This is a genomic window from Oryzobacter terrae, assembly GCF_042756445.1.
GTDB lineage: Bacteria > Actinomycetota > Actinomycetes > Actinomycetales > Dermatophilaceae > Oryzobacter > Oryzobacter terrae.
Map to the genome: position 1 here is coordinate 2,638,600 of NZ_CP170578.1, position 24,607 is coordinate 2,663,206.

22 protein-coding genes, 1 tRNA gene and 1 other RNA gene are annotated in these 24,607 nt (G+C 73.4%); 16 read left to right on the forward strand and 8 right to left on the reverse strand.

Annotation, left to right across the window (positions count from 1 at the left end):
- The first annotated feature begins 17 nt into the window (after positions 1-17).
- Positions 18-1,061 carry a hypothetical protein gene (locus ACFWN3_RS12500; RefSeq protein WP_377640051.1) on the forward strand — a complete coding sequence of 348 codons (1,044 nt, stop codon included), beginning with the start codon at positions 18-20 and terminating at the stop codon, positions 1,059-1,061.
- A 66-nt stretch (positions 1,062-1,127) separates the two neighbouring features.
- Here ACFWN3_RS12500 and ACFWN3_RS12505 read toward each other — a convergent pair whose 3' ends face one another.
- Both ACFWN3_RS12505 and ACFWN3_RS12510 read right to left on the reverse strand, forming a co-directional pair.
- Positions 1,128-3,248, reverse strand: a complete 2,121-nt coding sequence (locus tag ACFWN3_RS12505) for a hypothetical protein (RefSeq protein ID WP_377640053.1) — start codon at positions 3,246-3,248, stop codon at positions 1,128-1,130.
- Positions 3,249-3,405: 157 nt separating this feature from the next.
- Positions 3,406-3,493: transfer RNA gene (locus tag ACFWN3_RS12510), tRNA-Ser, on the reverse strand.
- Between the two features lie 77 nt (positions 3,494-3,570).
- Here ACFWN3_RS12510 and ACFWN3_RS12515 point away from each other — a divergent pair.
- Positions 3,571-4,476: a hypothetical protein gene (locus tag ACFWN3_RS12515; protein WP_377640055.1), complete on the forward strand. Its 906-nt coding sequence runs from the start codon at positions 3,571-3,573 to the stop codon at positions 4,474-4,476.
- Between the two features lie 30 nt (positions 4,477-4,506).
- Here the strand turns inward: ACFWN3_RS12515 and ACFWN3_RS12520 are convergent, their stop codons facing one another.
- Both ACFWN3_RS12520 and ACFWN3_RS12525 read right to left on the reverse strand, forming a co-directional pair.
- Positions 4,507-4,974, reverse strand: coding sequence for a DUF3817 domain-containing protein (locus ACFWN3_RS12520; RefSeq protein ID WP_377640057.1), 468 nt, complete (start codon positions 4,972-4,974; stop codon positions 4,507-4,509).
- A 164-nt stretch (positions 4,975-5,138) separates the two neighbouring features.
- Positions 5,139-6,503 carry an MFS transporter gene (locus ACFWN3_RS12525; RefSeq protein WP_377640059.1) on the reverse strand — a complete coding sequence of 455 codons (1,365 nt, stop codon included), beginning with the start codon at positions 6,501-6,503 and terminating at the stop codon, positions 5,139-5,141.
- A gap of 254 nt (positions 6,504-6,757) precedes the next feature.
- Between ACFWN3_RS12525 and ffs the strand changes: the two genes are divergently transcribed.
- An RNA gene (gene ffs, locus ACFWN3_RS12530) (signal recognition particle sRNA small type) lies at positions 6,758-6,854 on the forward strand.
- Between the two features lie 79 nt (positions 6,855-6,933).
- Here ffs and ACFWN3_RS12535 read toward each other — a convergent pair.
- Positions 6,934-7,755, reverse strand: a complete 822-nt coding sequence (locus ACFWN3_RS12535) for a DsbA family oxidoreductase (protein ID WP_377640061.1) — start codon at positions 7,753-7,755, stop codon at positions 6,934-6,936.
- 70 nt (positions 7,756-7,825) lie between these two features.
- Here ACFWN3_RS12535 and ACFWN3_RS12540 point away from each other — a divergent pair, with 70 nt between their 5' ends.
- The 5 genes from ACFWN3_RS12540 (at position 7,826) to ACFWN3_RS12560 (ending at position 12,328) form a co-directional block, all read left to right on the forward strand.
- Positions 7,826-10,111 carry a DNA polymerase III subunit gamma and tau gene (locus ACFWN3_RS12540; RefSeq protein ID WP_377640063.1) on the forward strand — a complete coding sequence of 762 codons (2,286 nt, stop codon included), beginning with the start codon at positions 7,826-7,828 and terminating at the stop codon, positions 10,109-10,111.
- A complete protein-coding gene (locus ACFWN3_RS12545) occupies positions 10,108-10,803 on the forward strand; it encodes a lysophospholipid acyltransferase family protein (protein ID WP_377640065.1) in 696 nt (231 codons plus the stop codon). Before ACFWN3_RS12540 ends, ACFWN3_RS12545 begins: the two co-directional genes overlap by 4 nt.
- Before the next feature lie 16 nt (positions 10,804-10,819).
- On the forward strand, positions 10,820-11,047 hold the full coding sequence (locus ACFWN3_RS12550) for a cation transporter (RefSeq protein WP_377640067.1): 228 nt from the start codon (positions 10,820-10,822) through the stop codon (positions 11,045-11,047).
- A gap of 134 nt (positions 11,048-11,181) precedes the next feature.
- Positions 11,182-11,781 carry a recombination mediator RecR gene (gene recR, locus ACFWN3_RS12555; RefSeq protein ID WP_377640069.1) on the forward strand — a complete coding sequence of 200 codons (600 nt, stop codon included), beginning with the start codon at positions 11,182-11,184 and terminating at the stop codon, positions 11,779-11,781.
- Positions 11,774-12,328, forward strand: coding sequence for a DUF5063 domain-containing protein (locus ACFWN3_RS12560; RefSeq protein ID WP_377640071.1), 555 nt, complete (start codon positions 11,774-11,776; stop codon positions 12,326-12,328). The genes recR and ACFWN3_RS12560 overlap by 8 nt, the downstream gene beginning before the upstream one ends.
- A 38-nt stretch (positions 12,329-12,366) precedes the next feature.
- On the opposite strand, the gene ACFWN3_RS12565 is transcribed toward ACFWN3_RS12560, so the two are convergent.
- Positions 12,367-13,488, reverse strand: a complete 1,122-nt coding sequence (locus ACFWN3_RS12565) for an NAD(P)/FAD-dependent oxidoreductase (protein WP_377640073.1) — start codon at positions 13,486-13,488, stop codon at positions 12,367-12,369.
- 227 nt (positions 13,489-13,715) lie between these two features.
- Here ACFWN3_RS12565 and ACFWN3_RS12570 point away from each other — a divergent pair, with 227 nt between their 5' ends.
- The 4 genes from ACFWN3_RS12570 to ACFWN3_RS12585 all read left to right on the forward strand — a co-directional run bounded on the left by ACFWN3_RS12570 (position 13,716) and on the right by ACFWN3_RS12585 (position 17,689).
- A complete protein-coding gene (locus tag ACFWN3_RS12570; RefSeq protein WP_377640075.1) occupies positions 13,716-14,987 on the forward strand; it encodes an aspartate kinase in 1,272 nt (423 codons plus the stop codon).
- Between the two features lies 1 nt (position 14,988).
- The gene (locus ACFWN3_RS12575; RefSeq protein ID WP_377640077.1) at positions 14,989-16,083 is read left to right on the forward strand and encodes an aspartate-semialdehyde dehydrogenase; all 1,095 of its coding nucleotides are present in this window, start codon (positions 14,989-14,991) and stop codon (positions 16,081-16,083) included.
- Positions 16,084-16,212: 129 nt separating this feature from the next.
- A complete protein-coding gene (locus tag ACFWN3_RS12580) occupies positions 16,213-17,412 on the forward strand; it encodes a pyrophosphate--fructose-6-phosphate 1-phosphotransferase (protein WP_377640079.1) in 1,200 nt (399 codons plus the stop codon).
- Between the two features lie 46 nt (positions 17,413-17,458).
- Positions 17,459-17,689, forward strand: a complete 231-nt coding sequence (locus ACFWN3_RS12585; RefSeq protein WP_377640081.1) for a hypothetical protein — start codon at positions 17,459-17,461, stop codon at positions 17,687-17,689.
- A 327-nt stretch (positions 17,690-18,016) separates the two neighbouring features.
- On the opposite strand, the gene ACFWN3_RS12590 is transcribed toward ACFWN3_RS12585, so the two are convergent.
- Positions 18,017-19,252 (reverse strand): sensor histidine kinase, encoded by a 1,236-nt coding sequence (locus ACFWN3_RS12590; RefSeq protein ID WP_377640083.1) that lies wholly within the window; start codon positions 19,250-19,252, stop codon positions 18,017-18,019.
- A gap of 1 nt (position 19,253) precedes the next feature.
- Entirely contained in the window at positions 19,254-19,955 is a 702-nt protein-coding gene (locus tag ACFWN3_RS12595; RefSeq protein WP_377640085.1) for a response regulator, read from the reverse strand.
- 122 nt (positions 19,956-20,077) lie between these two features.
- Between ACFWN3_RS12595 and ACFWN3_RS12600 the strand changes: the two genes are divergently transcribed.
- The 4 genes from ACFWN3_RS12600 (at position 20,078) to ACFWN3_RS12615 (ending at position 24,450) form a co-directional block, all read left to right on the forward strand.
- The gene (locus ACFWN3_RS12600; protein WP_377640087.1) at positions 20,078-21,748 is read left to right on the forward strand and encodes a phospholipase D family protein; all 1,671 of its coding nucleotides are present in this window, start codon (positions 20,078-20,080) and stop codon (positions 21,746-21,748) included.
- A 72-nt stretch (positions 21,749-21,820) separates the two neighbouring features.
- On the forward strand, positions 21,821-22,555 hold the full coding sequence (locus ACFWN3_RS12605) for a hypothetical protein (RefSeq protein WP_377640089.1): 735 nt from the start codon (positions 21,821-21,823) through the stop codon (positions 22,553-22,555).
- Positions 22,449-23,045: a DUF222 domain-containing protein gene (locus ACFWN3_RS12610; protein WP_377640091.1), complete on the forward strand. Its 597-nt coding sequence runs from the start codon at positions 22,449-22,451 to the stop codon at positions 23,043-23,045. The genes ACFWN3_RS12605 and ACFWN3_RS12610 overlap by 107 nt, the downstream gene beginning before the upstream one ends.
- The gene (locus ACFWN3_RS12615) at positions 22,960-24,450 is read left to right on the forward strand and encodes a recombinase family protein (RefSeq protein WP_377640093.1); all 1,491 of its coding nucleotides are present in this window, start codon (positions 22,960-22,962) and stop codon (positions 24,448-24,450) included. Before ACFWN3_RS12610 ends, ACFWN3_RS12615 begins: the two co-directional genes overlap by 86 nt.
- The last annotated feature ends 157 nt before the right edge of the window (positions 24,451-24,607 follow it).

Sequence of the window (24,607 nt, forward strand, 5' to 3'; positions counted from 1 at the left end):
CTGACAGACTGCGCGCCATGGAGGTGCCGCAGCACTGGGTCAGGGTCGAGGGGTGGAGCCCCCACCTCGGGTCCTCGGGCGGCCCGCTGGCCGTGTGGGGCTGGTCGACCGAGTCCGACGAGGAGGCCGCGGAGGTCGGCCGCCGGCGCCTCGCCGAGACCCTGGACCGGGTGGCGCTCGAGGGGCGGCTGCCGGCCACGAGGGGCTACTACCCGAGGACACCGCTGCGCGAGCCGGTCCTCGAGGAGGTGCTCTCCGACGACGGGCGGCGGCTCGGGGTGGTCACCCGCAACCGGATGGGCTGCGAGGTCCTGTGCACCGACCTGCTCCTCATCGCCGACGTCGACGTCGACGGTCTCGATGAGGGCGCCGCCTCGTCCCGCGGCCGTGGCGGTCGCGGCGGTCGCGGGGCGGGCGCCGGGGTCGCGGGGTTCCTGCGACGGCTCGTCCTCGGTCGTCCCGACCCCCCACCGCAGCAGACCGGGGCGCAGGACGCCGCGGGGCTCGACTCCCCGTCAGCCGGGCGACCGGGAGGGGCCCACGGGATGTTCTCGGCGGGGTCGGCCTCACCGGTGGGCTCGACCGGGGGGAGCGGTCCCACGGTCGCCGAGGCGCTCGCCTGCGAGCCCGTGTGGGAGTTCGCCCGCGCCAACCCCGACCTCGGGGTGCGGGTCTACCGGACGGCCGCCGGGCTGCGCGTCCTCGTGAGCGGCGCGGCGGCCGGGCCGCTGTCGGACCGGGCGCGCGCCATCCTCGTCGCCCTCGACTCCGACCCCCTGTACGTCGAGCTCTGCGCGACGCACGACAGCTACCGGGCCCGGCTGACCCCGAAGCCCCACCGCCTCGGCGAACCGGCGCTCGGGGTGTCCTGGCCGTGTGCCGACGAGGCGGCCGAGCGCGCCTGGCTGCGGTGGGTCGACGCGTACGACGAGGCCGTGGAGTCGTGGGCGACCTGCCGGCTCATCAGTGCCTCGGGGGCGGTCCCCGGCGTTGACGAGCAGCGGCTCATCGACCTCCACGACGAGCGCACCCGAGTGCGCGAGCGCCTCCCGCTCGCCTGAGCCCCGGCCGCCGCCACGACGACGGCCCCGGGCGGGTGCCCGGGGCCGTGGTCGTGGGACGCGTCGTCAGCGCTGCCGGGGGGCGAAGCTGACGGGCGTGCCCGTGAGGTGCGGCGCCGAGGCGCGCGTGTCACCGGTGGCCCGCTGTGCCGCGCGGTCCCGCAGGGCGTCGACGCCGTCGGCCCGCAGGTCGGCCGCGGCACCCGGGTCGGCCACCGCCGGGTAGTTCTCCATGGTCCCCGCGACGTCGATGACGAGGTTCGTCGAGCCGGTCGCGTTGTGGACCTTGAAGCCCCAGTCGGCGCCGATGTCGGTGATCGTCATGTTCGACACGAGCTGACCGGCGTAGGGGTTGAGGTTGCTGACGCCCGGACGCGCGATGTCGTCGTTCCACAGGGTGAGGACCGTGGTCTTCGTCGGCTTGTTGGCCGTGGTGTTCGTGACGACCGCCATCGAGTTGAAGGTCGAGACCGTGTCGGGGACCGCGACCGTCTTCGTCGCGCCGGCACCGACGGCACCGTTGATGCCCTGCGCGAGCTTGGTGTTGACGATGCGGGTCGGCTTGGCCAGCGGCCGGAAGCGCCACATGCCGTCGAGGGTGTTGTCGTCGTAGACCCCGACGAGGTCGACGACGACGTGGGCGTTGCCGTTGCTCGTGTTGAGCACCCCCATGAGGGGGATCGTCGGGTCCTCGGGGCAGAAGTCGGCGCCGCACTCGGAGGTCGGCACGATCGCCATGTTGGGGACGGTGCGCCCCGCCGTGAAGTTCAGGGTCGAGGTCTTCGGTGCCGGGAACTGCTCGCCGTCCCAGGCCGTGAGGTGTCCCGAGCCGGTGGGCCTGGTGACGGTGATGTTCACGGCGAAGGCGGTGATGTGGGGGTTGAACTCGCCGAAGTCGTAGCCGGTGGTGAGGTACCAGCCCGGCTGGAGGGGGTCGGCGTCGAGGCGGGTGTCGGCGATGCGCGCCGGCTCGATGCCCGAGTAGCCGCCGTAGCCGCTCGTCCGGGTGCTCGTCGGCGCGTTGTAGTACCCGACGACGTCGGCGACGACGTGGGTGTTGCCGGCGTAGTTGTGGATGCGCACCTTGCCGCCGGTGCCGACCTTCACGGTGAGGAGGTTGGCACCGGTCCAGCCCTTGTTGAAGTTGACGGACGACGCCGTGGGCTTGCTCGTGCCCGTGGGGTAGACGGTGACGTAGCCCTGGCTCGTCGGGGCGACGACGGTGACGTTGAGGACGACCGCGGAGACACCGGTCGACGGCACGCCGCCCCTGCTGGTCACCTGGAGGTCGACGTAGCGTCCGCCGCCCAACGGGGTGGTCGTGGGGATGCCGACCCGGCGACGGGTGTCGAGGAGCCGCGCCGGGCTCAGCGGGGCGTAGGCACCGCTCGCCGTGTCGTAGCCGACGACGGTGACGGGGATCTTCCGCCCGGCGCCGCCGTCGGGGAGCGTGAGGAGGTCCTGGGCCGGACCGAAGAAGTCAGGCGTCGCGGCGATGGTGATCGGGCAGCTCGTGCCTCCGGTGACGGTCCGGTTGCTGCAGCCGTCATTGACGACGCGGACCTTCGCGTCGGTCCCGCTGCCGATGACCTGGCCGAAGGTCGCGGTCGAGGGGACGGCGACCGTCACGGTGGTCGACGGCGTCGACGTGCTCACCGGGGCCGTGAGGCGGATGAACGGGACGGTGGAGTTCCAGCGGATCTCCTGGGCGAACACCGGCTCGCCCTCGCCGCAGTTGCCCCGCACCGAGCCGGCGAACCTGGTGACCTCGCCGGCGTCGAGCGCGACCTCGTGGACGGTGAGGGTGCCCGAGACGGTGGAGCACTCGGCGGGGGTGCCGCCGTCGATCTGGACCCGCGCCTCGGTGGCCGTCGCGACCTCCCGGATGTCGTACGTGCCCACCGCGAAGCCGCCTCCGGTGGGCGGCGAGACGAACACGCGGGCGAAGGTGCCGCCCGAGATGCCCCCGACGGTGAGGCCCCCGCCGCCGAGGGCGTTGCCGCTCGCCCCGGCCGCGGAGCTCTCCAGCGCGAAACGGGTGCCCCAGCCGGCCCCCGGGAGGGCGCCGGTGTCGACCGAGTAGGCGGTGACGCCCGACGTGGGCAGCGGCACGGCCTGTGCCGGGACGGCGGTGAGGCCCGCGGCCACGAGCGCGGCGAGCGGAAGGATGACGGCGAGGCGTCGCATGGGTCCCCCGGGGGTCGAACGTGAGTGTCGTCCGGAGCATAGGGCCGGTGACCGACGCGGCACGCCGGGTTCTGCGAGAACTCGCACCCCGCGGTACCCGGCGGACCTCCGCGCACGCCGACGGCCCCGGTCGCGGGCGATCGGGGCCGTCGGTGTCTGGCGGAGGATGGGGGATTTGAACCCCCGAGGGTTTTATCCCAACACGATTTCCAATCGTGCGCACTAGGCCACTATGCGAATCCTCCGCGGGCGAGGCTACTAGAGGCAGCCTCCCTCCCCGAAATCGTTGCCCTCGACGCGCTCCGCTGCCATCCTGCGTGTCATGGACACCGGGGGCGGGTCGACGACGCACGTGGGGAGCAGCGCGTCACCTGGGGTCGCGGCGGTCCTCGACCGGCTCCGGCACCGGCAGCCCGGGGACGCCCACCGGCTCGTCGGTGCCCTCGTCCTCACGGCGTGGGTCGCCTGGCTCGTCATCACGGTCCTCCTGCAGCCGCGACTGGTCTCCGACGCCCGGTTCCGCGAGGACCTGGCCTCGGGTGACGTCGTCGCGTGGCGCGCCGTCGCGATGACGCACACCGACGACGTGTCGTGGGTCGAGAACCTCGACCTCTGGTGGGTGACGCTCGGTGCGGACGGGCGGCCGGTCGACGGCGACCAGCCGGGGATGGTCACGCTGGCCTACGCCACGTCCTCGGCGCCCTTCACCCGCGTGCTCGACCTCACGACCGACCCGCTCCCGGCCGAGTACACCGGGCTGCTCCGGGCGGCGGACGTCCCGGCGGCCAGGACGTGGACCGACGCCCCGAGGACGGAGCTCCCGGCATGGGCGGCCTGGTCCGGGTTCGCCGTGGGCGTGCTCTTCCTCGGGCTCCTGCTCCTCGGTCCCCGACCGGTCCACGGGACCCGGTGGTTCTGGTTCTGGTTCGCCTTCCCCACCCTGGGCGTCGGCGTCGTCGTCTACGCCGTGGCCGAGCACCTGAGGCGGCCTCGCGACCTGTCGGCCCGCGAGCGGGGGCGGGCGCTCGACGTCGTCGACTCACCCTCATGGCCCGACCAGCGTGAGGCAGCGGGGGAGGCCGCTCAGCCGGCGGGCGAGGCTGCCGCCGGCAAGCGGCGCAGCGGCCTCGCGGGCCTGCTGTTCAGCATCGGCCTCGGGTTGCTCACCCAGCTCGTCCTGGCCATGCTCCTCAGCGCGACCGGCTGGGTCTGGCTCGTCCGCCCCTGAGGCCGAGGACGAGGTGGCGGGGCGCCGTCCTCAGGCGCCGTTGCCGGGGACCGGGGGCGGTCCGACGACGAGCAGCGCGGCCGTCGTGAGCCCCACCGCGAGGGCGGCGGCGACGAGCGCGAGGGCGGGACGGGCCAGGGCGCCGGCGACGACGCGCTCGAGGGGTGTCGCCGGACGCTCGCCGTCGGGACCGAGCCGCCAGCGCTCCGGGGCCAGGGATCGCCGCTCGACGCGACGCTCGACCCACAGGGTGGCGAACGGGACGACCGCCGCCACGAGGGCGACCGCGGCATCGGCGAGGCGCCACCGCTGGTCGACCCACAGCACGATCACGGCGAGGGCGAACGCGAGGAAGACGACCCCGTGGGCGAGCCCGAAGACCCGCACCCCGAGGTCCGTGGCCCGGGTCAGGTACTTCAGCCACATGCCGACGAGCAGCAGCGTCCAGGTGACGGCCTCGGCGCGCGCGAGCCACGTGAACAGGGTGCGGGGGGTCATCGGGTCCTCCGGGTCGGGAACCTCCATCGTCGCCGACCGCGCGCCGTCCCCGACATCCGGGGCACCACCCACGCCGCCACCCGCCGGGCCGCGGAGGCCCCACGGACGGCCGGAGGGCCGGCCCCGCAGGTGCGGGACCGGCCCTCCGGGGAGGTGGTGCGACGTCACTCGTGGGCGGCGGGGACCACCCGGTCGTGCCGCAGCGAGGTGTTCCGCGTCTCCTTCGCGAGGAGGACGGACACCACGGTGATGGCGGCGGCGATGGCGAGGTAGATGCCGACCGCGGTCGTGTTCTTCGTCTCGACGTCGCCGAGGAGCTTGAGCGCGATGATCGGCGCGAGCGCCCCCGCGAAGATCGACGCCAGCTGGTAGCCGACCGACGCGCCGGTGTAGCGCACCGAGGTGCCGAACAGCTCGGAGAAGAACGCCGCCTGCGGCGAGTACATCAGCGCGTGGAAGAACAGGCCGACCATGACGGCGAGGAGGATGCTCCCGCCGCTCAGCGAGTCGATGAGCGAGAAGAACACGAAGCCCCACACGCCCACGCCGACGGCGCCGACGAGGTACAGCGGCCGGCGTCCGATGCGGTCGGACAGGGCGCCGATGAGCGGGATGAGGACGACCTGCATCGCCGCGCCACCGAGGAGCGCGCCGAGGACGACGCCCTTGGGCTGGTCGAGGTAGGTCGTGACGTAGGTGATGACGACGATGGTGAAGATGTAGTACGAGATGTTCTCCGCCATCCGCATGCCCATGGCGAGGAGGACCTCCTTGGGGTACTTCCTGACGACCTCGAGGATCGGCACGTGCTTCTCGTCGCGGTTCTCGATCTCGGCCTTGGCCTCGGCGAAGACGGGGGAGTCCTCGAGGCTGAGGCGGACCCACAGGCCGATGAGGACCATGACGGCCGACAGGAGGAACGGGATGCGCCAGCCCCAGGAGTTGAACGCCTCCTCGGACTGGAAGACCGACAGGACCCACAGCACCGCGGTGGCGAGGAGGTTGCCCAGCGGGACCCCGGCCTGCGGGAAGCTCGACCAGAAGCCGCGGTTCTCGTCCTTGCCGTGCTCGGCGACCATGAGGACGGCGCCGCCCCACTCGCCGCCGACGGCGAAGCCCTGCACGAGCCGGCAGACCAGGAGCAGGATCGGCGCGGCGACGCCGATGGCCGCGTAGGTCGGCAGGAGGCCGATCGCGACGGTGGCCGCACCCATCATGAAGAGGGAGACGACGAGCATCTTCTTGCGGCCGACCTTGTCGCCGTAGTGGCCGAAGACCACGCCGCCGAGCGGGCGGGCGACGAAGCCGAGGGCGTAGGTGCCGAACGCGAGCAGCGTGCCGGTGAGCGGGTCGCTGTCGGGGAAGAACAGGACGCCGAAGACGAGCGCGGCGGCCGATCCGTAGAGGAAGAAGTCGTACCACTCGACCGCGGTGCCGACGACGCTGGCGAAGACGACCTTGACGATGTTCGTCCGGTCTCCCTGCTCGGGTGCGGCGCCGGCCGGGCTGGCCTGGCTGACGGTGCTCATGCGATGGGCCTTTCGTGCGGGGGGCGGGGGGGCCGCGGGGGGTCCGTCGGTACCGGCGCGCACGGTGCTGACCCTGCTGACCGGCGCGCCGTCGCGACGGGTGTCTCGGGCATGCGGACGACCGTAGGGGCGCCCCCCACCCGGTGGCATGTCGCCTCCGTCCACAGGTTCGCAGGCGTCATGGCCCCGGACCACACCCGATGCGCGGGTGGGTGCAGGATTTCCGTGGAGGCCGACGCCTCGCCTACGATCGGAGCGGCACCCCGCGTGGTGGTACCCCGCCGAACTCCCCCAGGGCAGGAATGCAGCAAGGGCAGGTGGGCTCTTCCAGGTACGCGGGGTGTCCTCGTGTCCGCCGTGCCTGACGCACCCGGCAGCGCCGCCGCACCCGACAGCCCCGCGCGAGCCCGACCGTGCCGGAGGACGTGGCTCAGCGAGCGGCGGAGGCGACGTCCTCGTCGGCCGGGGCGCACGCGCCACCGCAGCCACCGGCGCCGCAGCCGCACCCGCCGGCCGCGTCGGTGTCGAGCCCGTCGGCCTCGCCTCCCGAGCCGCAGGCACCGCCGCAGCAGCCGCCACCGCACCCGCCGCCGGCCGCGACCTCCTCGGGCTCGGTGCCCTGGAGGTCCCACACCTGGCGGATGGAGCCGAGGAGCACCTCGACCGGCTGGGCGCCGCTGACGCCGTACTTCTGGTCGAGGACGAAGGTCGGGACCGACGTGATGCCGATCTGGCCGGCGAGGGCGAGGTCGGTGCGCACGTCGATGCCGAAGTCGTCGGACTCGAGGGTCTCGCGCACGACGGACTCATCGAGCCCGCCCTCGACGGCGAGGCCGACGAGCACCTCGCGGTCGCCGATCGCGGCGCCCTCGGAGTACCAGGCGCGCATGACGCGCTCGGTGACCTCGCGCTCGCGCCCGAGGCTGCGGGCGAGGTGGAGCACGCGGTGGGCGTCGTAGGAGTTGCCGCCCCTCAGCTGCTCCCAGGCGAAGTCGAGACCGACGGCTGCGGCGTCGCGCGCCATCTGCTCGTGCTGCGCGACCATCTGCTCGCGGCTGGCTCCGTACTTCGCCGCGATGCGGTCGAGGACGGGCAGGTCGTCGACGGCCGGGGCGGTGCGGTCGAGCTGGAAGCTGTGCCAGACCACGCCCACCTCGTCGGCGTGCTCGAACTGCTCGAGGGCGAGCTCGAGGTGCCGCCGGCCGAGGTGGCAGAACGGGCAGAGGATGTCGGACCAGACGTCGATGCGCACGGGACGAGCCTACGTCGGGGGCTGTGAACACGGCGTACCCGCTGTCCTCGACGCCGACTAGGTTGGGCGCGTGAGCACCGCTTTGTACCGCCGCTACCGGCCCGAGTCGTTCGCCGACGTCATCGGGCAGGAGCACGTCACCGAGCCGCTCATGCAGGCGCTGCGCACGGGTCGGGTCAACCACGCCTACCTGTTCAGCGGCCCCCGCGGGTGTGGCAAGACGACGAGCGCGCGCATCCTGGCCCGCTGCCTCAACTGCGAGAACGGGCCCACCCCGGAGCCGTGCGGCACCTGCGACTCGTGCGTGGCCCTGGCCCGCGGCGGGTCGGGCACGGTCGACGTCATCGAGATCGACGCCGCCAGCCACGGTGGCGTGGACGACGCCCGTGACCTGCGCGAACGGGCCTCCTACGGCCCCGCCCAGAGCCGCTACAAGATCTACATCATCGACGAGGCGCACATGGTGACGCCGCAGGGCTTCAACGCCCTGCTCAAGATCGTCGAGGAGCCGCCCGAGCACGTGAAGTTCGTCTTCGCGACCACCGAACCCGAGAAGGTCATCGGGACCATCCGCTCGCGCACCCACCACTACCCGTTCCGGCTCGTCCCGCCCGCCCGGCTGCAGGCGTACATGGAGGAGCTGTGCGGTCGCGAGGGCGTCGCGGTCGCCCCCGGGGTGCTCTCCTTCGTCGTGCGGGCCGGCGGCGGCTCGGTGCGCGACTCGCTCTCGGTCCTCGACCAGCTCATCGCGGGGTCCGGCACCGACGGGCTGACCTACGAGTCGGCCGCCGCCCTCCTCGGCTTCACCGACGGCGAGCTCCTCGACGCCACCATCGACGCCTTCGCCGTGGGGGACGCCGGGGCGGTCTTCCGGGTCGTCGACAAGGTCGTCGAGACCGGGCTCGACCCCCGCCGGTTCGTCGAGGACCTCCTCGAGCGGCTGCGCGACCTCATCGTCGTCCACGCGACGGGCGAGGGCGCCTCGGCGGTGCTGCGCCTCGTCCCGCAGGACCAGCTCGAACGGATGCGTGCGCAGGCCGCCGGCTTCGGCGCCGGGGCCCTGTCGCGCGCTGCCGACGTCGTCAACGCCGGACTCACCGAGATGACCGGCGCGACCGCGCCCCGGCTCCAGCTCGAGCTCATCGCCGCCCGCATCCTCCTGCCCGCCGCCGCCGGCGAGGCCGGCTACGCCGCCCGGCTCGACCGGCTCGAGCGGCGCCTCGACGTCGGGGGCGTGCCCACCGCGGCCGCGTCGTCCGGGCCGTCGTCCGCCTCTGCCGCACCCGCACCCGCGGCCCCCGTGACGGCGGCACCCCCGCCCGCTCCGGTCTCGACGGCTCCCCCGGCTCCGGTCTCGCCCGCCGTCCCGACGCAGGCGCCCGGTCCCGCGGCCGCTGCTCCGGTCGCCACCCGGGCCCCCGCGGCGCCGGCCGAGGTACCTCAGGCGCCGGGAACGGCTGGGCCCGACCCGGCGGAGCCCGCTGTGGCGCAGCAGGACTCGCGTGCCTCGCACCCCTCCCTGCCGCAGCCGTCCGATGCTCCAGCGCCGGCTCCGACCTCCACCCCCGCCTCCGACGCCCCGCCGGAAGAGGCCGCCGCGGTCGCGCCGCAGGCACCGGCCAAGGGGCCGGGCGGCCTCGACACCGACGCCCTGCGCCGCTCGTGGCCCGACGTCCTGGCCAAGCTCTTCGAGATGCGCCGCTCCACGTGGACCTTCGTCTCCCAGAACGCCCAGGTCGCCGACTACGACGGGCGCCGCGTCCTCCTCGCGATCTCCACCGTCGGGCTCGCCGAGACGTTCCGCCGCGGGCCGCACGCCGACTGGGTCCGCCAGGCGCTCATCGACGTCCTCGGCGTCGACGCCCGGGTCGAGGGCGTGCCGTCCGACGCCGCCGGGTCCGGTGTCCCGGGGTCACCGTCGTTCTCCCCGCCCGCCCGTCAGCTGCCCGCCGGCGTCCCCACCCCGCCCGAGCCCGACGACGTCGACGACGCGCCGCCCGAGCAGGCGCCCGCCCCCGAGCGCACCCGGTCCGAGGCGAGCGCCCCGCCCGCGCAGGCCTCCTCGGGCCCGTCGGCCCCGCCGTCCGTCGAGGGCTGGGCCACCTCGCCCGACACCCCGGCGCCCAGCTGGTCCGAGGCCCCCCCGGCCCCGGAGTCGGCACCGACGTGGGCGAGCCCGCTCGAGCGCGCCAGGGCCGAGGCCGTCGAGAACCCCGAGGTCGCGCCGCAGGACCGGGTCGTCGACGACACCGCCGTCAGCGACGACGACGAGTCGCTCGACGACCTCAGCGACGTCGGCGTCCCCGTCGTCGAGCGGCTCCTCGGGGGCACGGTCATCCGCGAGGAGGAGCGGTGAGCCGTCTCGCCTACACGGTGAGCCACGGTGCGGTGGCGCCGCTGTCGAAGCTGCTCTGGCGGCCGACGGTCACCGGCAAGGAGAACGTGCCGCCCACGGGCGGCGTCCTCTTCGCGAGCAACCACCTGTCCTTCATCGACTCCTTCGCGATCCCGATCGTGGCCCCGCGCACCGTCGTGTTCCTCGCGAAGTCCGACTACTTCACGGGCACCGGGATCGGCGGGCGCATCCGTCGCGGGTTCTTCGAGGGCATCGGCGCCGTCCCCGTCGACCGGCACTCCTCGCGGGCCGCCCAGGAGTCCCTCGACGCCGCCCTCGGGGTGCTCCAGGAGGGCCGCGGGTTCGGGATCTACCCCGAGGGCACCCGCTCGCGCGACGGCCGCCTCTACAAGGGACGCACCGGTGTCGCGTGGCTGGCGCTCACCGCCGGCGTCCCCGTCGTCCCGGTCGGCCTCGTCGGCACCGACGACGTCATGCCCATCGGGTCGAGCTTCCCGCGCGTGGCGAAGGTCCGGGTCGCCTTCGGCCGGCCCATCAGCCCCGCGCCGTACGCGGCGATGCCCGCCGGCAGGGCCCGCCGCCTGCTCACCGACGAGGTCATGGACGCCATCGCCGCCCTGTCGGGCCAGGAGCGCGCCGACACCTACAACGAGCTGCCGCCCGAGTCCACGGGCGCCGCAGTCGGCATCTGACCCACGAGGAGGACCGATGGCCACCACCCAGCAGTTCCGCGCGACCGGGCTCACCTGCGGCCACTGCGCCGCGGCCGTGACCGAGGAGGTCGGCACCCTCGAGGGGGTCGGCGGGGTCGAGGTCGAGGTGGTCGGGGGCGGTGAGTCCCTCGTCACGGTCACCGGCGCCCGCGAGCTGACGGACGAGGAGGTCGCGGCCGCCCTCGACGAGGCCGGCGGGTACGTCCTCGCGGGCCGCGCCTGACGGGTGCCCGTGAGCAGCGGCCCGTGATGGGTGGCGCGTGACGGGTGCCTGTGAGCAGCGGCGCGTGACGGGTGGCGCGTGATTGGTGGCGCGGCGCCGGGCCCGCGGTCGCCGCGAGGTCGTAGGCTCGACGTGTGTACGAAGGCGCGGTCCAGGACCTCATCGACGAGCTCGGCAGGCTGCCGGGCGTCGGTCCCAAGAGCGCCCAGCGCATCGCGTTCCACCTGCTCCAGGCCGACCCGGCCGACGTCGAGCGGCTGACCCACGCCCTCTCCGAGGTCAAGGCCCGCGTGCGGTTCTGCGAGGTCTGCTTCAACGTCGCCGAGGCCGAGCGCTGCCGCATCTGCCTCGACCCGCGCCGCGACGAGCACGCCATCTGCGTCGTCGAGGAGCCCAAGGACGTCGTCGCGGTCGAGCGGACCCGCGAGTTCCGCGGCCGCTACCACGTCCTCGGCGGCGCCATCAGCCCCATCGACGGCATCGGCCCCGACGACCTGCGCGTGCGCGAGCTGCTCGCCCGGCTCGGCGACGGGGTCGTCACCGAGGTCATCATCGCCACCGACCCCAACCTCGAGGGCGAGGCCACCGCGAGCTACCTGTCGCGGATGCTCAAGGTCTTCGGGCTGCGCGTCACCCGCCTGGCCTCCGGCCTGCCCGTCGGCGGCGACCTCGAGTACGCCGACGAGGTCACCCTGGGGCGGGCGTTCGAGGGACGGAGGCTCATCGATGTCTGACGACTGGGCCGTGCTCGCCGAGGAGTCCGCGGCCGACGCGCGGATGTACCTGCTGACCATCCGCGAGATCGCCGCGGGCAACAGCCCCGACGCCGCGCTGCCCCTCGCCCTCCTCGCCCTCTCGCAGGTGACGATGATGGGCGCGCGGCTCGGCGCCGTCGAGGACGTCGTCCCCGTCGAGCGCTTCGAGCCCGACTCCGGCCCCGACCCCGAGCTCGACCCGCTGCGCGAGGGCCTCGGCAACGTCTTCGAGGGCCTCGACGAGTACGCCGACGTCGCCGACCCCGTCCTCGACCCCGAGCCCACCGTGGGCCGCCTCTCCGACGACCTCGTCGACATCGCCTCGGCCCTCAGCCACGGGCTCGCCCACCACGACGCCGGCCGCCGGGTCGAGGCGCTGTGGTGGTGGCAGTTCAGCTACCTCTCGCACTGGGGCGAGCGCGCGGCGGCGGCGCTGCGCGTCGTCCACGCCCTCCTGGCGCACGTCCGACTCGACGCCGACGCCGACGCCGTGTCCGAGGCCGAGTTCGACGCGCTCCACCCGTAACGGGTCGCCGCCGCCCCGTTGGTGAGTGCGCCCCTGGCTCAGCCCTCGGTGGGGAGCTCGCCCGAGCGCACCGCGGCGCGCAGGTCGTCGGTGGCGTCCCAGTCGTTGGCGTGCATGGCCGCGACGACCCGACCCTCGCGCACCCAGAACGCGCGGAACGTCCTCGACTCGAGGTCGCCGTGCACGACGACCTCGTCGTCGGCGCTGCCGTGGCCGACGTACTCCATCCCGAGGTCGTACTGGTCGGTGAAGAAGTAGGGCATCGCGTCGTACACCTCGTCGGCGCCGGCGAGGTTGTGCGCGGCCGTCTTCGCCTGGTTGATCGCGGTGTCCCAGTGCTCGACCCGCAGCCGGCCGAGGAGCGGGTGGGCGTGGCTCGCGATGTCGCCGACGGCGAGGACCGAGGGGACCGACGAGCGCAGCGTCGCGTCGACGAGCACCCCGTCGTCGACGGCGAGGCCACCACTGCGGGCGAGGTCGAGCCGCGGGGACACCCCGACCCCGGCCACGACGAGGTCGGCGCCCGCGAGGTCCTGGGGCGAGACCGACGCCCCCAGCCGGAGGTCGACGCCGTGCTCGCGGTGCAGGCCGGCGAAGACCTCGGCGACCGTGGGCCCGAGGACGCGCAGCAGCGGGAGCTCGGCCGTCTCGAAGACCGTGACGTCGGACCCGGCCTCGCGAGCCGCCGCGGCGACCTCGAGCCCGATCCAGCCGGCACCGACGACGGCGATCCGCCGACCCTCGCCGAAGGCCGCCTTGAGCCGGTCGGAGTCCTCGATGGTGCGCAGGTACGCGACGGGGACGCCGCTCTCCTCGGCCACCGCGAGCCGGCGGGGTTCGGCCCCCGTGGCGAGGAGCAGGCGTTCGTAGGTGACGTCCCCGGAGGTCGTCGACACGACGTGCCCGTCGGTGTCGAGGGCGGTGGCCTCGACCCCGGTCCGCAGGTCGACGTCGTGCTCGGCGTACCACTCGCGCGGGTGGACGAACGCGCTGTCGAGGGCGTCGTTGCCGAGGAGGTAGCCCTTGCTCAGCGGCGGCCGCTCGTAGGGCGGGTGCTCCTCGGCCCCGAGGAGGACGACCTTCCCGTCGTAGCCCTGCTCCCGCAGCTCGGTGGCGGCGGTGCCGCCGGCGAGCCCTGCACCCACGATGACGATCGACATGCCAGCGACGCTACGCCTGCACGGGCCAACATCGACCACTAGGGCGATGTTGTCCCAAAGGTCCGGGGCACCATCGACCACGAGGGCGATCCTGTCCCACCGGTCCGTCCACCCCGGCGAACGGGGGCTCTCAGGGCGGTGACCGGATGCCGGGCACCGAGTCCGGTCCGTGGACCGCCGGATAGAGTTGTGGCCGCCCTCGCACCCCGTCCGGAAGGCGGCTCCTCGTGCCCATCGTCGTCCAGAAGTACGGCGGCTCCTCGCTGTCCGACGCCGAGAGCATCAAGCGGGTCGCAGGCCGGATCGTGGAGTCCCGCAAGCAGGGCAACGACGTGTGCGTCGTCGTCTCCGCGATGGGCGACACCACCGACGAGCTGCTCGACCTCGCGAACGAGGTCAGCCCGATGCCGCCGGCGCGCGAGATGGACATGCTCCTCACCGCAGGGGAGCGGATCTCGATGGCGCTCGTCGCCATGGCCATCGCCAACCTCGGCCACTCGGTGCGCTCCTTCACCGGCAGCCAGGCCGGCGTCATCACCGACAGCGCGCACGGCAAGGCGCGCATCATCGACGTCACGCCCGGACGCATCACGAGTGCCCTCGGCGACGGCCACATCGTCATCGTCGCGGGGTTCCAGGGCGTCAGCCAGGACACCAAGGAGATCACCACGCTCGGTCGTGGCGGCTCCGACACCACCGCCGTCGCGCTGGCCGCCGCGCTCGGCGCCGTCGTCTGCGAGATCTACAGCGACGTCGACGGCGTCTACACCGCCGACCCGCGCATCGTCCCGAGCGCCCGCCGCGTCGGCCGGATCTCCACCGAGGAGATGCTCGAGCTCGCGGCCTCCGGCGCCAAGATCCTGCTCCACCGGTGCGTCGAGTACGCCCGCCGCTACGAGATCCCCATCCACGTGCGCTCCTCCTTCTCCCACAAGGAGGGCACCTGGGTGGTCCCGAACCTCTACGAAGGGAACGAGATGGAAGCGCCGCTCATCGCCGGGGTCGCCCACGACCGCAGCGAGGCCAAGATCACCGTCGTCGGGGTCCCCGACCGCCCGGGCAAGGCGGCCGAGATCTTCCAGGCCGTCTCCGACGCGGCGATCAACCTCGACATGATCGTCCAGAACGTGTCGGCCACCGAGACCGGACTCACCGACATCTCCTTCACGCTGCCCAAGGCCGACGGCCAGACGGGCGTGCAGGCCCTCAAGCGCATCCAGGAGCAGGTCGGGTTCGCCTCGCTGCAGTTCGACGACCAGATCGGCAAGCTCTCCCTCGTCGGCGCCGGCATGCGCTCGCACCCCGGCGTCTCCGCGACCCTCTTCAAGGCGCTCGCCGACGCGGGCGTCAACATCGAGATGATCTCGACCTCGGAGATCCGCATCTCCGTCGTCACCCGCGACAGCCTCCTCGACGAGGCCGTCAAGGCGGTCCACACCGCGTTCGGGCTCGACTCCTCCGAGGGTGAGGCCGTCGTCTACGGGGGCACCGGCCGCTGACGTGAGCGTGCAGCCCGGAGGGGCCGAGGGGGCCGGACGACCGACCCTCGGCATCGTCGGCGCCACGGGCGCGGTGGGGAGCGTCGTCCTCGACGTCCTGCCCACGCGTGACCGGCACTGGGACGACGTCCGCCTCGCCGCGGGCGACGAGGACGTCGGCACCGTGCGGCAGGTCGGCGGCGTCGACGTCGTGGTCGAGGCGCTGACGCCCGAGTTCTTCGACGGGGTCGACGTCGCGATCTTCGACATCCCGCCCTCGATCGCCCGCGAGTGGGTCGAGCTCGCGGCCGCCCGGGGCGTCGTCGCCATCGACAACAGCACCGTCTTCCGGACCGACCCCGACGTGCCGCTCGTCGTGCCCGAGGTGAACCCCCGCAAGGTCACCGAGCGTCCGCGCAACATCGTCGCCAACCCCGGCGCCACGGTCATGACGATGATCGACGCGCTCGCGGTCCTCCACGCCGGCTGGGAGCTGACCGGCCTCGTCGTCACGACGCTGCAGGCCGCGTCCGGTCTCGGCCGCGCCGGGATGACGCGCCTGCACGACGAGCTCGACGTCGTCCACGGCCACCGCGAGCTGGGGACCCGCCCCGGCGACGTGCGCCGCCTCATCGAGCACGAGCTGGGGGAGTCACCCTTCCCGGCACCCTTGGCGCTCAACGTGGTTCCGTTCGTCGGACACCACGTCGGGAACGGCTGGACCTCCGAGGAGGTCAAGGTCCGCGACGAGACCCGCAAGATCCTCGACCTCCCCGACCTGCCCGTGTCGGCCACCTGCCTCCGGGTGCCGGTGGTCTCCTCGCACAGCGTCACCGTGCACGCGACCTTCGGCCGCCGGGTCAAGGTGTCGGAGGCGCGCCAGGCGCTCGTCGAGGCGCCGGCGGTCGTCGTCCTCGACGACCCCGACGAGCCGGAGTTCCCGACGCCCAACGACGTCGTCGGGGCCGACCCGCGCTTCGCCGGTCGGATCCGCCAGGCCGAGGGCCAGCCGACCAGCCTCGACCTCTTCATCTCGGGCGACAACCTCCGCAAGGGCGCCGCCCTCAACATGGTCCAGACCGCCGAGCTCATCGCCGTCGAGCTCCGCGGGTCCTGAGGCCGACCGACGCCCGGATGGTGGTCGGGTGACCCAGGTCACCCGGGACCGGACACAATGGACGTCGGCGGGACAGCGCGGTCCCCCCACCTCCTCGACCCCGCCCCGACCTCCCCGCAGGAGCGCACCATGACCGTCCGCACCGTCGCCATGCTCACCGCAGGCGGCCTCGCCCCGTGCCTGTCCTCCGCCGTCGGCGGGCTCATCGAGCGCTACACCGAGGTCGCTCCGGACGTGCGGATCATCGCCTACACCAACGGGTACGCGGGGCTGCTGCGCGGCCAGTACGTCGAGGTGACGCCCGAGGTGCGCGAGGGCGCCCACCTGCTCCACCGGTTCGGCGGTTCGCCGATCGGCAACAGCCGGGTCAAGCTGACCAACGTCGCCGACTGCGTGCGCCGCGGCCTCGTCCGGGAGGGCCAGGACCCGCTCCACGTCGCGGCCGAGCAGCTGACCGCCGACGGCGTCGACGTCCTGCACACGATCGGCGGCGACGACACGAACACCACGGCCGCCGACCTCGCGGCCTACCTCGGCGAGAACGACTACGCCCTCACCGTCGTGGGGCTGCCGAAGACCATCGACAACGACGTCGTGCCCATCCGCCAGTCGCTCGGCGCGTGGACCGCCGCCGAGCAGGGCTCGGTCTTCGCCCGGAACGTCATCGCCGAGCACTCCTCGAACCCGCGGATGCTCATCGTCCACGAGGTCATGGGTCGGCACTGCGGGTGGCTCACGGCCGCCACCGCGCAGGAGTACCACCGGTGGGTCGGCGAGCAGGAGTACGTGCCCGGCATCGGCAACGACCCGCGCCGGTGGGACGTCCACGCCGTCTTCGTGCCCGAGCTCCCCATCGACCTCCAGGCCGAGGCCGCGCGCCTGCGAGCCGTCATGGACGAGGTCGGCTGCGTCAACGTCTTCCTCTCCGAGGGAGCCGGTGTCGCGGAGGTCGTCGCCGAGCTCGAGGCCGCGGGGCAGGAGGTCCCGCGCGACCCGTTCGGCCACGTCCAGCTCGACAAGGTCAACCCGGGCGCCTGGTTCGCCAAGCAGTTCGCGGCGCTCCTCGGCGCCGAGAAGACGATGGTGCAGAAGTCCGGCTACTTCTCGCGCTCGGCCGCCGCGAACGACCGCGACCTCGCCCTCATCAAGGAGTGCACCGACCTCGCCGTCGACGCCGCCCTGCGGGGGGAGTCCGGTGTCGTCGGGCACGACGAGGAGCGCGGCGACGAGCTGCGTCCCGTGGAGTTCCCGCGGATCAAGGGCGGCAAGGCCTTCGACACCTCGGCGCCGTGGTTCACCGAGCTGCTCTCGTCCATCGGCCAGGGCTGATCGCCGGGGACGACGCCATGGCCCCCGAGGACCCGCGGAGCCGGCGATGATGCCCGACGGCTCGGTCGACGCGTGGTGGGTGGCCGTGTGGATCTACGCGGCCCTCCTGCTCGGGCAGCGGCTGTGGCGGGCCCGGGCGTGGGTGCCGCCGGAGAACCCCGAGGCCGACTACGGCTGGAAGGTGACCCACCTGTTCTGGGTGCCGTTCCACGTCCTCGACGCGGTCTTCGGCATCCCGCTCGTCTTCGCCGTCGTCATCGCGTGGTTCGCGATCTGAGGACGACCGCCGCGCGTCGAATCGACCGCCGCGTGGTCCCACCTCGCGCTCCGTGCCGTGCCCACGGCGGTGGGCCGCGCTCTCGCCACGCGACCCACCGCACGGCGGGGGGATCCGTCGACCCTGCCCCGGTGGGAGTGCACCGTCCCCTGCGACGGTCACAGGACGATCTTGGCGGAGGGCCGGGGCGCGGTCGCGGGTGCGGTCCCCCGAACTCATGGTGGTGTCTCCACCACTGACGCACTGCACCCGAAGAAGGTTTTACGGCAACCCACGGATCCAGTGGGTTCGAATCGATGTGAGATACGGGTTCCGTAGGCTCTCGTGCTAGCGCGTCTGTCGCGTCCCGGGCGGGAAGACGCCCTCGACGGTGGTGCCGACCCCCGGTGAGGAGTGCACCGTCAGCTCGCCGCCGGCGGCGCGGATCCGGTCGCGCATGCCGGTGAGGCCGTGGGCCGCCCGTGACGAACCGGGGTCGAAGCCCCGGCCGTCGTCGACGATCGAGAAGCGCAGGCCGACCTCGGGACCGTCCTCGTCGGTGGCGCGCACCGTGATGAGGGTGCCGCCCGAGTGGCGGTCGGCGTTCTGGATCGCCTCGAGGCAGCAGAAGTAGACGGCCGCCTCGACGGCCGGGGCGTGCCGGCCGACGTGCCGCGCGTCGACGGTGCACGGCAGGACGGTGCGTCGCGCGGCGGCGGGGAGGGCCGCCGGAAGACCCTTCTCGCCGAGGGCCGTGGGGTAGATCCCGTGGGCGAGGTCGCGCAGCTCGCGGATGGCGAGCTCGAGCTTGCCCTGGAGCCCGCCGACGACCTCCCGGGCGGTCGCGGGGTCCTTGTCCCACAGCCGTGAGGCCCGGCCGATGTCGACCGCCAGCGTCGCGAGGTGCTGCTGCGCGCCGTCGTGGAGGTCGCGCTCGATGCCCCGGCGGGCCTCGACCGAGGCCTGGGCCAGGCGCGAGCGGGACTCCTCGAGCTCGCGGGTGCGGTCCTGGAGCCGTTGGACGTAGTCGCGCAGGCCGAGGACGAGGACGCCGACGAGGAGCGGGACGAACATCGCGAGGACGAGCGCCTGGACGGGGGAGTACACGTGCGTCTGCCCGTAGGACTCCTGCTGGAGCGACCCGACGGCGACGACGGTCCCCGACAGGACCGTCGTGACGACGATGATGACGGGCCGCCCCCGGCGCGGCAGGTGGTCGGCCACGATGACGAGCGGCAGGAGCAGGGCGAGCAGCCCGACGGGCGCGACGAACGGCGTGATCCAGGTGATCGACACCGCGACGACCCACGTGGCGACGACGACGATGGCCGCGGCCAGGGCCTGGCGCCCTCGCGCGGCGAGGGCGATCGCGCCGGCCACGAGGACGCCCCCGGCGGCGAGGACCTGGATGGTCCGCAGGATCGTCGTGGACTCGCCGGTGACGAAGACCCGCAGGACCACCAGGGCCAGCACGGAGACCCAGATGGCGATCCCGTTGACGAGGAGGTAGCTGCGCAGGCGCCCCTCGGCGTACGCGCTGCGGCGGCGCGGCCGGTCGGCGTCGTGGGGCGCGCGGTCGGACACCTCAGGCCACCGGGGAGCTGCCGCCGTCGGGGCCCGACCCGCTGTCGCCGAGGTAGAGCAGGACGGCGGCGACGCGGCGGTGGGTCCCGTCGCCCACCGGGAGGTCGAGCTTGGTGAAGATCGAGTTGATGTGCTTCTCCACGGCGCGCGACGTCACGTGCAGCGCCTGCGCGATGGCGATGTTCGAGGAGCCGGTGGCGATGAGGCCGAGCACCTCGCGCTCGCGGGGCGTCAGGCGGGCGACCGGGCTGGCCTCGAAGCGCAGGCGGTGCTTCATCAGGGCGTCGACGACGTGGGGGTCGATGACGCTGTCGCCGCGCTCGACGGCCTCGAGCGCGGCGACGAGCTGCTCGACGTCGGCGACCCGCTCCTTGAGCAGGTAGCCCCGGCCGCGGCTCCCTCCGGCGACGAGCGCGAGGGCCCCCTCGGCGTCGGCGTGCTGGGAGAGGACGACGACCCCGAGGTCGGGGTGGGTGGTGCGGAAGCGCTCCGCCGCGCGGATCCCCTCGTCGGTGTGCGTCGGCGGCATCCTGATGTCGGCGAGGACGACGTCGGGGCGCTCGCGCTCGACCGCGTCGAGGAGCTCGCCGAGGTCGCCGGCCTCGATGACCTCGGCGACGGCGGGGTGCTCGCCGAGCAGCGCGACGAGCCCCTGGCGCAGCAGCACGCTGTCCTCGGCGAGCACGACACGCATCCCGGTCATGGCTGCATGCTAGGGGGCGGGGCGGTGCGCGGTCCCCGCTCGCCGGCCCGTGGTGTGCGGTTGCTGAGAGCCCGGCGGACCCGATGCCACCGTGGCGGAGGCCGGTTCGGCAGGATGCGGTGGTGCTCTCCGACCTGTTCCTGCTCCCCGAGGAGCGCGAGAACCCCGACACGAGCATCGACGCCCACCACCCGGACGGCACGGCGTGGAGCGTGGGCAACCACGTCCGTCCGCTCGTCCACGGGGCTCCCTACATGGCCGAGCTCCACGAGCGGGTCAGCGCCCTCGGCGAGGGCGACCTCCTCTACTTCGTCGACTGGCGGGGTGACCCCGACCAGCGGATGACGGACGACGGCGCCACGGTCTCCGAGACCTTCGCGGCCGCTGCCCGTCGCGGGGCCGACGTGCGCGGGCTGCTCTGGCGGTCGCACTGGAACCGGTTCGGGTTCCACTCCGAGAAGTCGCGCCTGCTCGGCATCGAGATCGACGAGGCCGGCGGGCAGTGCCTGCGTGACATGCGGGTCCGCACCGGCGGGGCGCACCACCAGAAGTTCGTCGTCCTGCGGCATCGCGACGACCCGAGCCGCGACATCGCCTACGTCGGTGGGATCGACCTGTGCCACAGCCGCCGTGACGACATCGAGCACCGGGGCGACCGCCAGCGCATCGTCATGCCGCAGGTGTTCGGCCGCCATCCGGCGTGGCACGACGTCCAGGTCGCCGTCCAGGGGCCTGCCGTGTTCGACGTCGAGTCGACCTTCCGCGAGCGGTGGGAGGACACGACGCCCCTGACGCTGAACCCCGGTCGGCTGCTGTCGAGCCTGACCCAGGGCGAGGTCCTCACGCCGCGGCCCCTGCCCGAGCAGGCGGCCCCGCCGCCGCCGGTCGAGGACGGCACCGAGGCGGTGCAGGTCGTGCGCACCTACCCCTCGATCCTGCCGAAGGGCTACGACTTCGCCCGGTACGGGGAGCGCAGCATCGCCCACGGGAACACCAAGGCGGTCGCTCTGGCGCGCCGGCTCATCTACCTCGAGGACCAGTACCTCTGGTCGGAGGAGGTCGGCCGGCACTTCGGCCGGATGCTGCGCGAGAACCCCGAGCTGCGGCTCGTCGCGGTCATCCCGCTGCACCCCGACGTCGACGGGGCCGTGTCCCTGCCGCCGCAGCTGTACGGGCGCAAGGTCGCGATGGACCTCCTCCTCGAGGCCGGTGGCGACCGGGTCGCGGTGTACGGCCTGACGAACGAGGGCGGGTACCCGGTGTACGTGCACTCGAAGGTCTGCGTCGTCGACGACGTGTGGGCCAGCGTCGGGTCCGACAACTTCAACCGTCGCTCGTGGTCGAGCGACACCGAGGCGGCCTGCGCGGTGCAGGACACCCGGGTCGAGGACGTCACCGGTGGCGCGCCTCGTGACGCCTTCGCCCTCCGGCTGCGGCGCGAGCTCGTCGGGGAGCACCTCGGGATCGAGCCGGACGACGTGCCCGACGACCCCGACGAGGTCTGGGACCTCATGGCCCGGTGCGCCGAGGAGCTCGACGCCTGGTACGCCGCGGGGTCGGGACCGCGCGGCCGCCGGCACGTCCCGAGGCCGAAGGCTCCGCTGCGGGGGACGGCGGTCAGGTGGCGCCGTCGGTCCGGAGCGGCCTCCGGGGCCGAGGGAGTGCCCCGGCCCGCCGGGCGGCTGCGCCGGATCGACCCGCCCGAGCTCACCCGCGCCCAGCTGCTGTGGGCACCACGGCTCTACGACCTCTTCGACCCCGACGGCACCATCGGCAGGGACGACACGATCTGAGGGGGCGGGCCTCGGATCCGTGCCTGTGGACGACGCCAGTGGGGTGTCGGTGGACATCCGTACGATTGGGTGATGGCAGGGGGAGATGCTCTCGAGGTACGGCGTGACGCGGTCGCGGCGGCGTGCGACGCCCTGTCGGGGTTGAGGCACGAGCTGTGGCGCGCGGGGTCCGGTGAGCTGGCGGCGGTGATGGCCGAGGTCGACCGCCTGGGGATGCTGGTCGACGCCGCGCGGGTCGGCGTGGTCGATGAGGCGATCCGCCGCGGGGAGCCCGGGTCCGGGGCGCTCGCGATGACGCCGGTGGACTGGGTGCGCCGGCACGCGCCGTCGACCCGGGCCGGTGGGGCGGGCGAGGTGGTCGCGGTCGCGGAGGCGTTCGGGCGGCCGGGCAACGAGGCGGTCCGGGCGGCGGTGTCGGCCGGTGCGCTGCCGGTGCGCTCCGCCGCGGTGGTGGTGGCCGAGGCCGACCGGTTGCGGCCGTTGCTCGCGGAGGGCGCAGAGGCGGCGGTGCTCGACGGTCTGGTCCGGATGGCCGTCGAGCACGGACCGCGGGGGTGCCGGTCGGTGCGCCCCCGCCTGCTGGCGACCTATGGGGTCGAGGGGCAGCTGCAGGCCGAGCAGGACCGCGGCAAGCGCTTCGTGGCGCTCTCGCGGCCGCGGGTCGACGGGCTCGGGTTGGCGGAGTACCGGTTGACCCTCGATGTCGAGGGCCGCGCCGTCCTCGAGGCCGCGCTGGGGGCCGCTGTCCGCGCCGCGGCCGACCGAGGGCGAGCGCGACCTGAGGTCGGCGGAGCGGCGGCGGGGTGAGGCGCTGGTGACGTTGGTGCGTCGTGCTGTGGAGGCGGCCGGTGAGGTTCCGTCGGGTCAGAAGGCGATGCTCGTGGTGACCGTCGAGCACGAGACGCTGCGCACTGCCGTGACCGGGGCGGGCGAGACCGTCGCCGGGTCGGAGTCCGGGGTGCTGTTGGCGCCCGGGACGGTGCGACGCCTGGCGTGCGACGCCGCGGTCCTGCCGGTGGTTCTGGGCGCAGAGTCCGAGGTCCTCGACGTCGGCCGGTCGAAGCGGCTGTTCACGGCGGGTCAGGTCCGGCGCCTGTGGCTGCGTGACCGGTGCTGTACCTACCCCGGGTGCGACCTGCCGGGTCAGTGGTGCGATGCGCAGCACATACTCTCTAAAGGTGGTTTCATGAACACCAACGGAGAGGCACCAAATGAGGACCCCGAAACGCGCGGCGGTGTACTGCCGCATCAGCGACGACAGGAGCGGCAAGGAGGCTGGGGTCGACCGTCAGCGTAAGGACGGCCTCGACTTGGCGGCCGCCAACGGGTGGGAGGTCGTCCACGACGGTGCTCGTGACGTCTTCACCGATAACGACATGAGCGCCTTCTCGGGACGCACTCGGCCCGCCTACGCGCGCCTGGTGGATGCCCTTCGAGCGGGGGAGATCGACCTGATCGTGACGTGGCACATCGACCGGCTGTACCGACGCCCGGTGGAGTTGGAGTCGCTAATCACGCTGGTGGAGACCACCAAGGTGACCATTGCGACCGTAAAGGCCGGGGACTTCGACCTGTCCACGCGGCAAGGCATCACGATGGCTCGGCTCGGGGTGACCATCGCTAACGATGCATCGATGGCGACGCGCGAGCGGGTGCAGGCGCGAATGGTGGACAACGCCGAGAAGGGCAAGGTCCACGGGGCGCTGCGGACGTACGGCCTGCGGGGAACACGGCTGGCCGATGGCACGCACACGTGGGAGGTCGTGCCGGAGGAGGCTGCGGTGATTAGGGAAGCGGCCCAGCGGGTCCTGTCGGGTGAGGCGGTGCTGGCAGTGACCCGGGACCTCAACGCGCGCGGGGTGCCGACCCTGCGGGGGGCGCAGTGGTCCCGCAACACGCTGCGCGGGATCTTGATCAGCGCGCGGGTTGCTGGGTGGCGGGAGCACACTCCCGGCCGCCAGAAGGGCGCACGGACCGGCGACGGTCAGTGGATGGGCGGAGAGTTTGTCGCCGAAGCAGAGTGGCCTGCCATCCTCAGCCGCGAGGAGGTCGAGCGGCTGCGCCGCGCCCTGTCGGATCCGTCCAAGGCTCGCGGCTCGGGACGACGCTACCTGCTCTCCGGTGGGCTGGTGCGCTGTGCGCTGTGCGCGCAGCCGCTGCGGGGTCGCCCGAACCGCCACGGCTCCAGCGATTACTCCTGTGTCGGAGTGAGCAGCAACGGGCACGGCTGCGGAAAGGTCAGCGTGCGGCAAGAGGCCGTTGACCACTACGTCATCGATCAGGTCACAGACGCTGTGAGCAGGGGGAAGGTCGCGGAGCGGCTGCGGGCAACGACGGTGGACACCGGCGACGCGATGGACCTCGTCGCGTCGCTAGAGCGCGACCTAGCGGGGCTCGGGGAGGACTTCGGGCGCGGCCTGATCACGCGCGGCGAGTGGATGGCCGCGCGCGAGCCGCTGACGGGGCGGCTGGAGCGCGCCCGACGCCACCTCCAGCGACAGGCTGGAGCGGAAGCGCTGGCGCTGGTCACAGGGAGCGCTGATGAGTGGCTCGAGCGCTGGGCCACGGCCCCGACTCTTGACGCTCAGCGGGCCATGCTGCGCGCGGCTCTGGGCGCGGTGGAGGTCGGCCCGGCAGTGCGCGGCCGGAACCGCTTCGACGGGGACCGGGTGGCGCTGCGGTGGCGCGGAGACGCGGCCTGACGGCCCGCTGTGGGCTGCCGATCACCCCGAGCCCGCCCACCCTGCTCGACGACCTGAGCACGGCCTTGAGAGCGGCACGGTGCTGCAGTTGGCGGACAGTGTCCGCCAGTGTCCGACAGGGGTGGGGGAGAAGCAAATTCATACGCTGGGAGCCCTT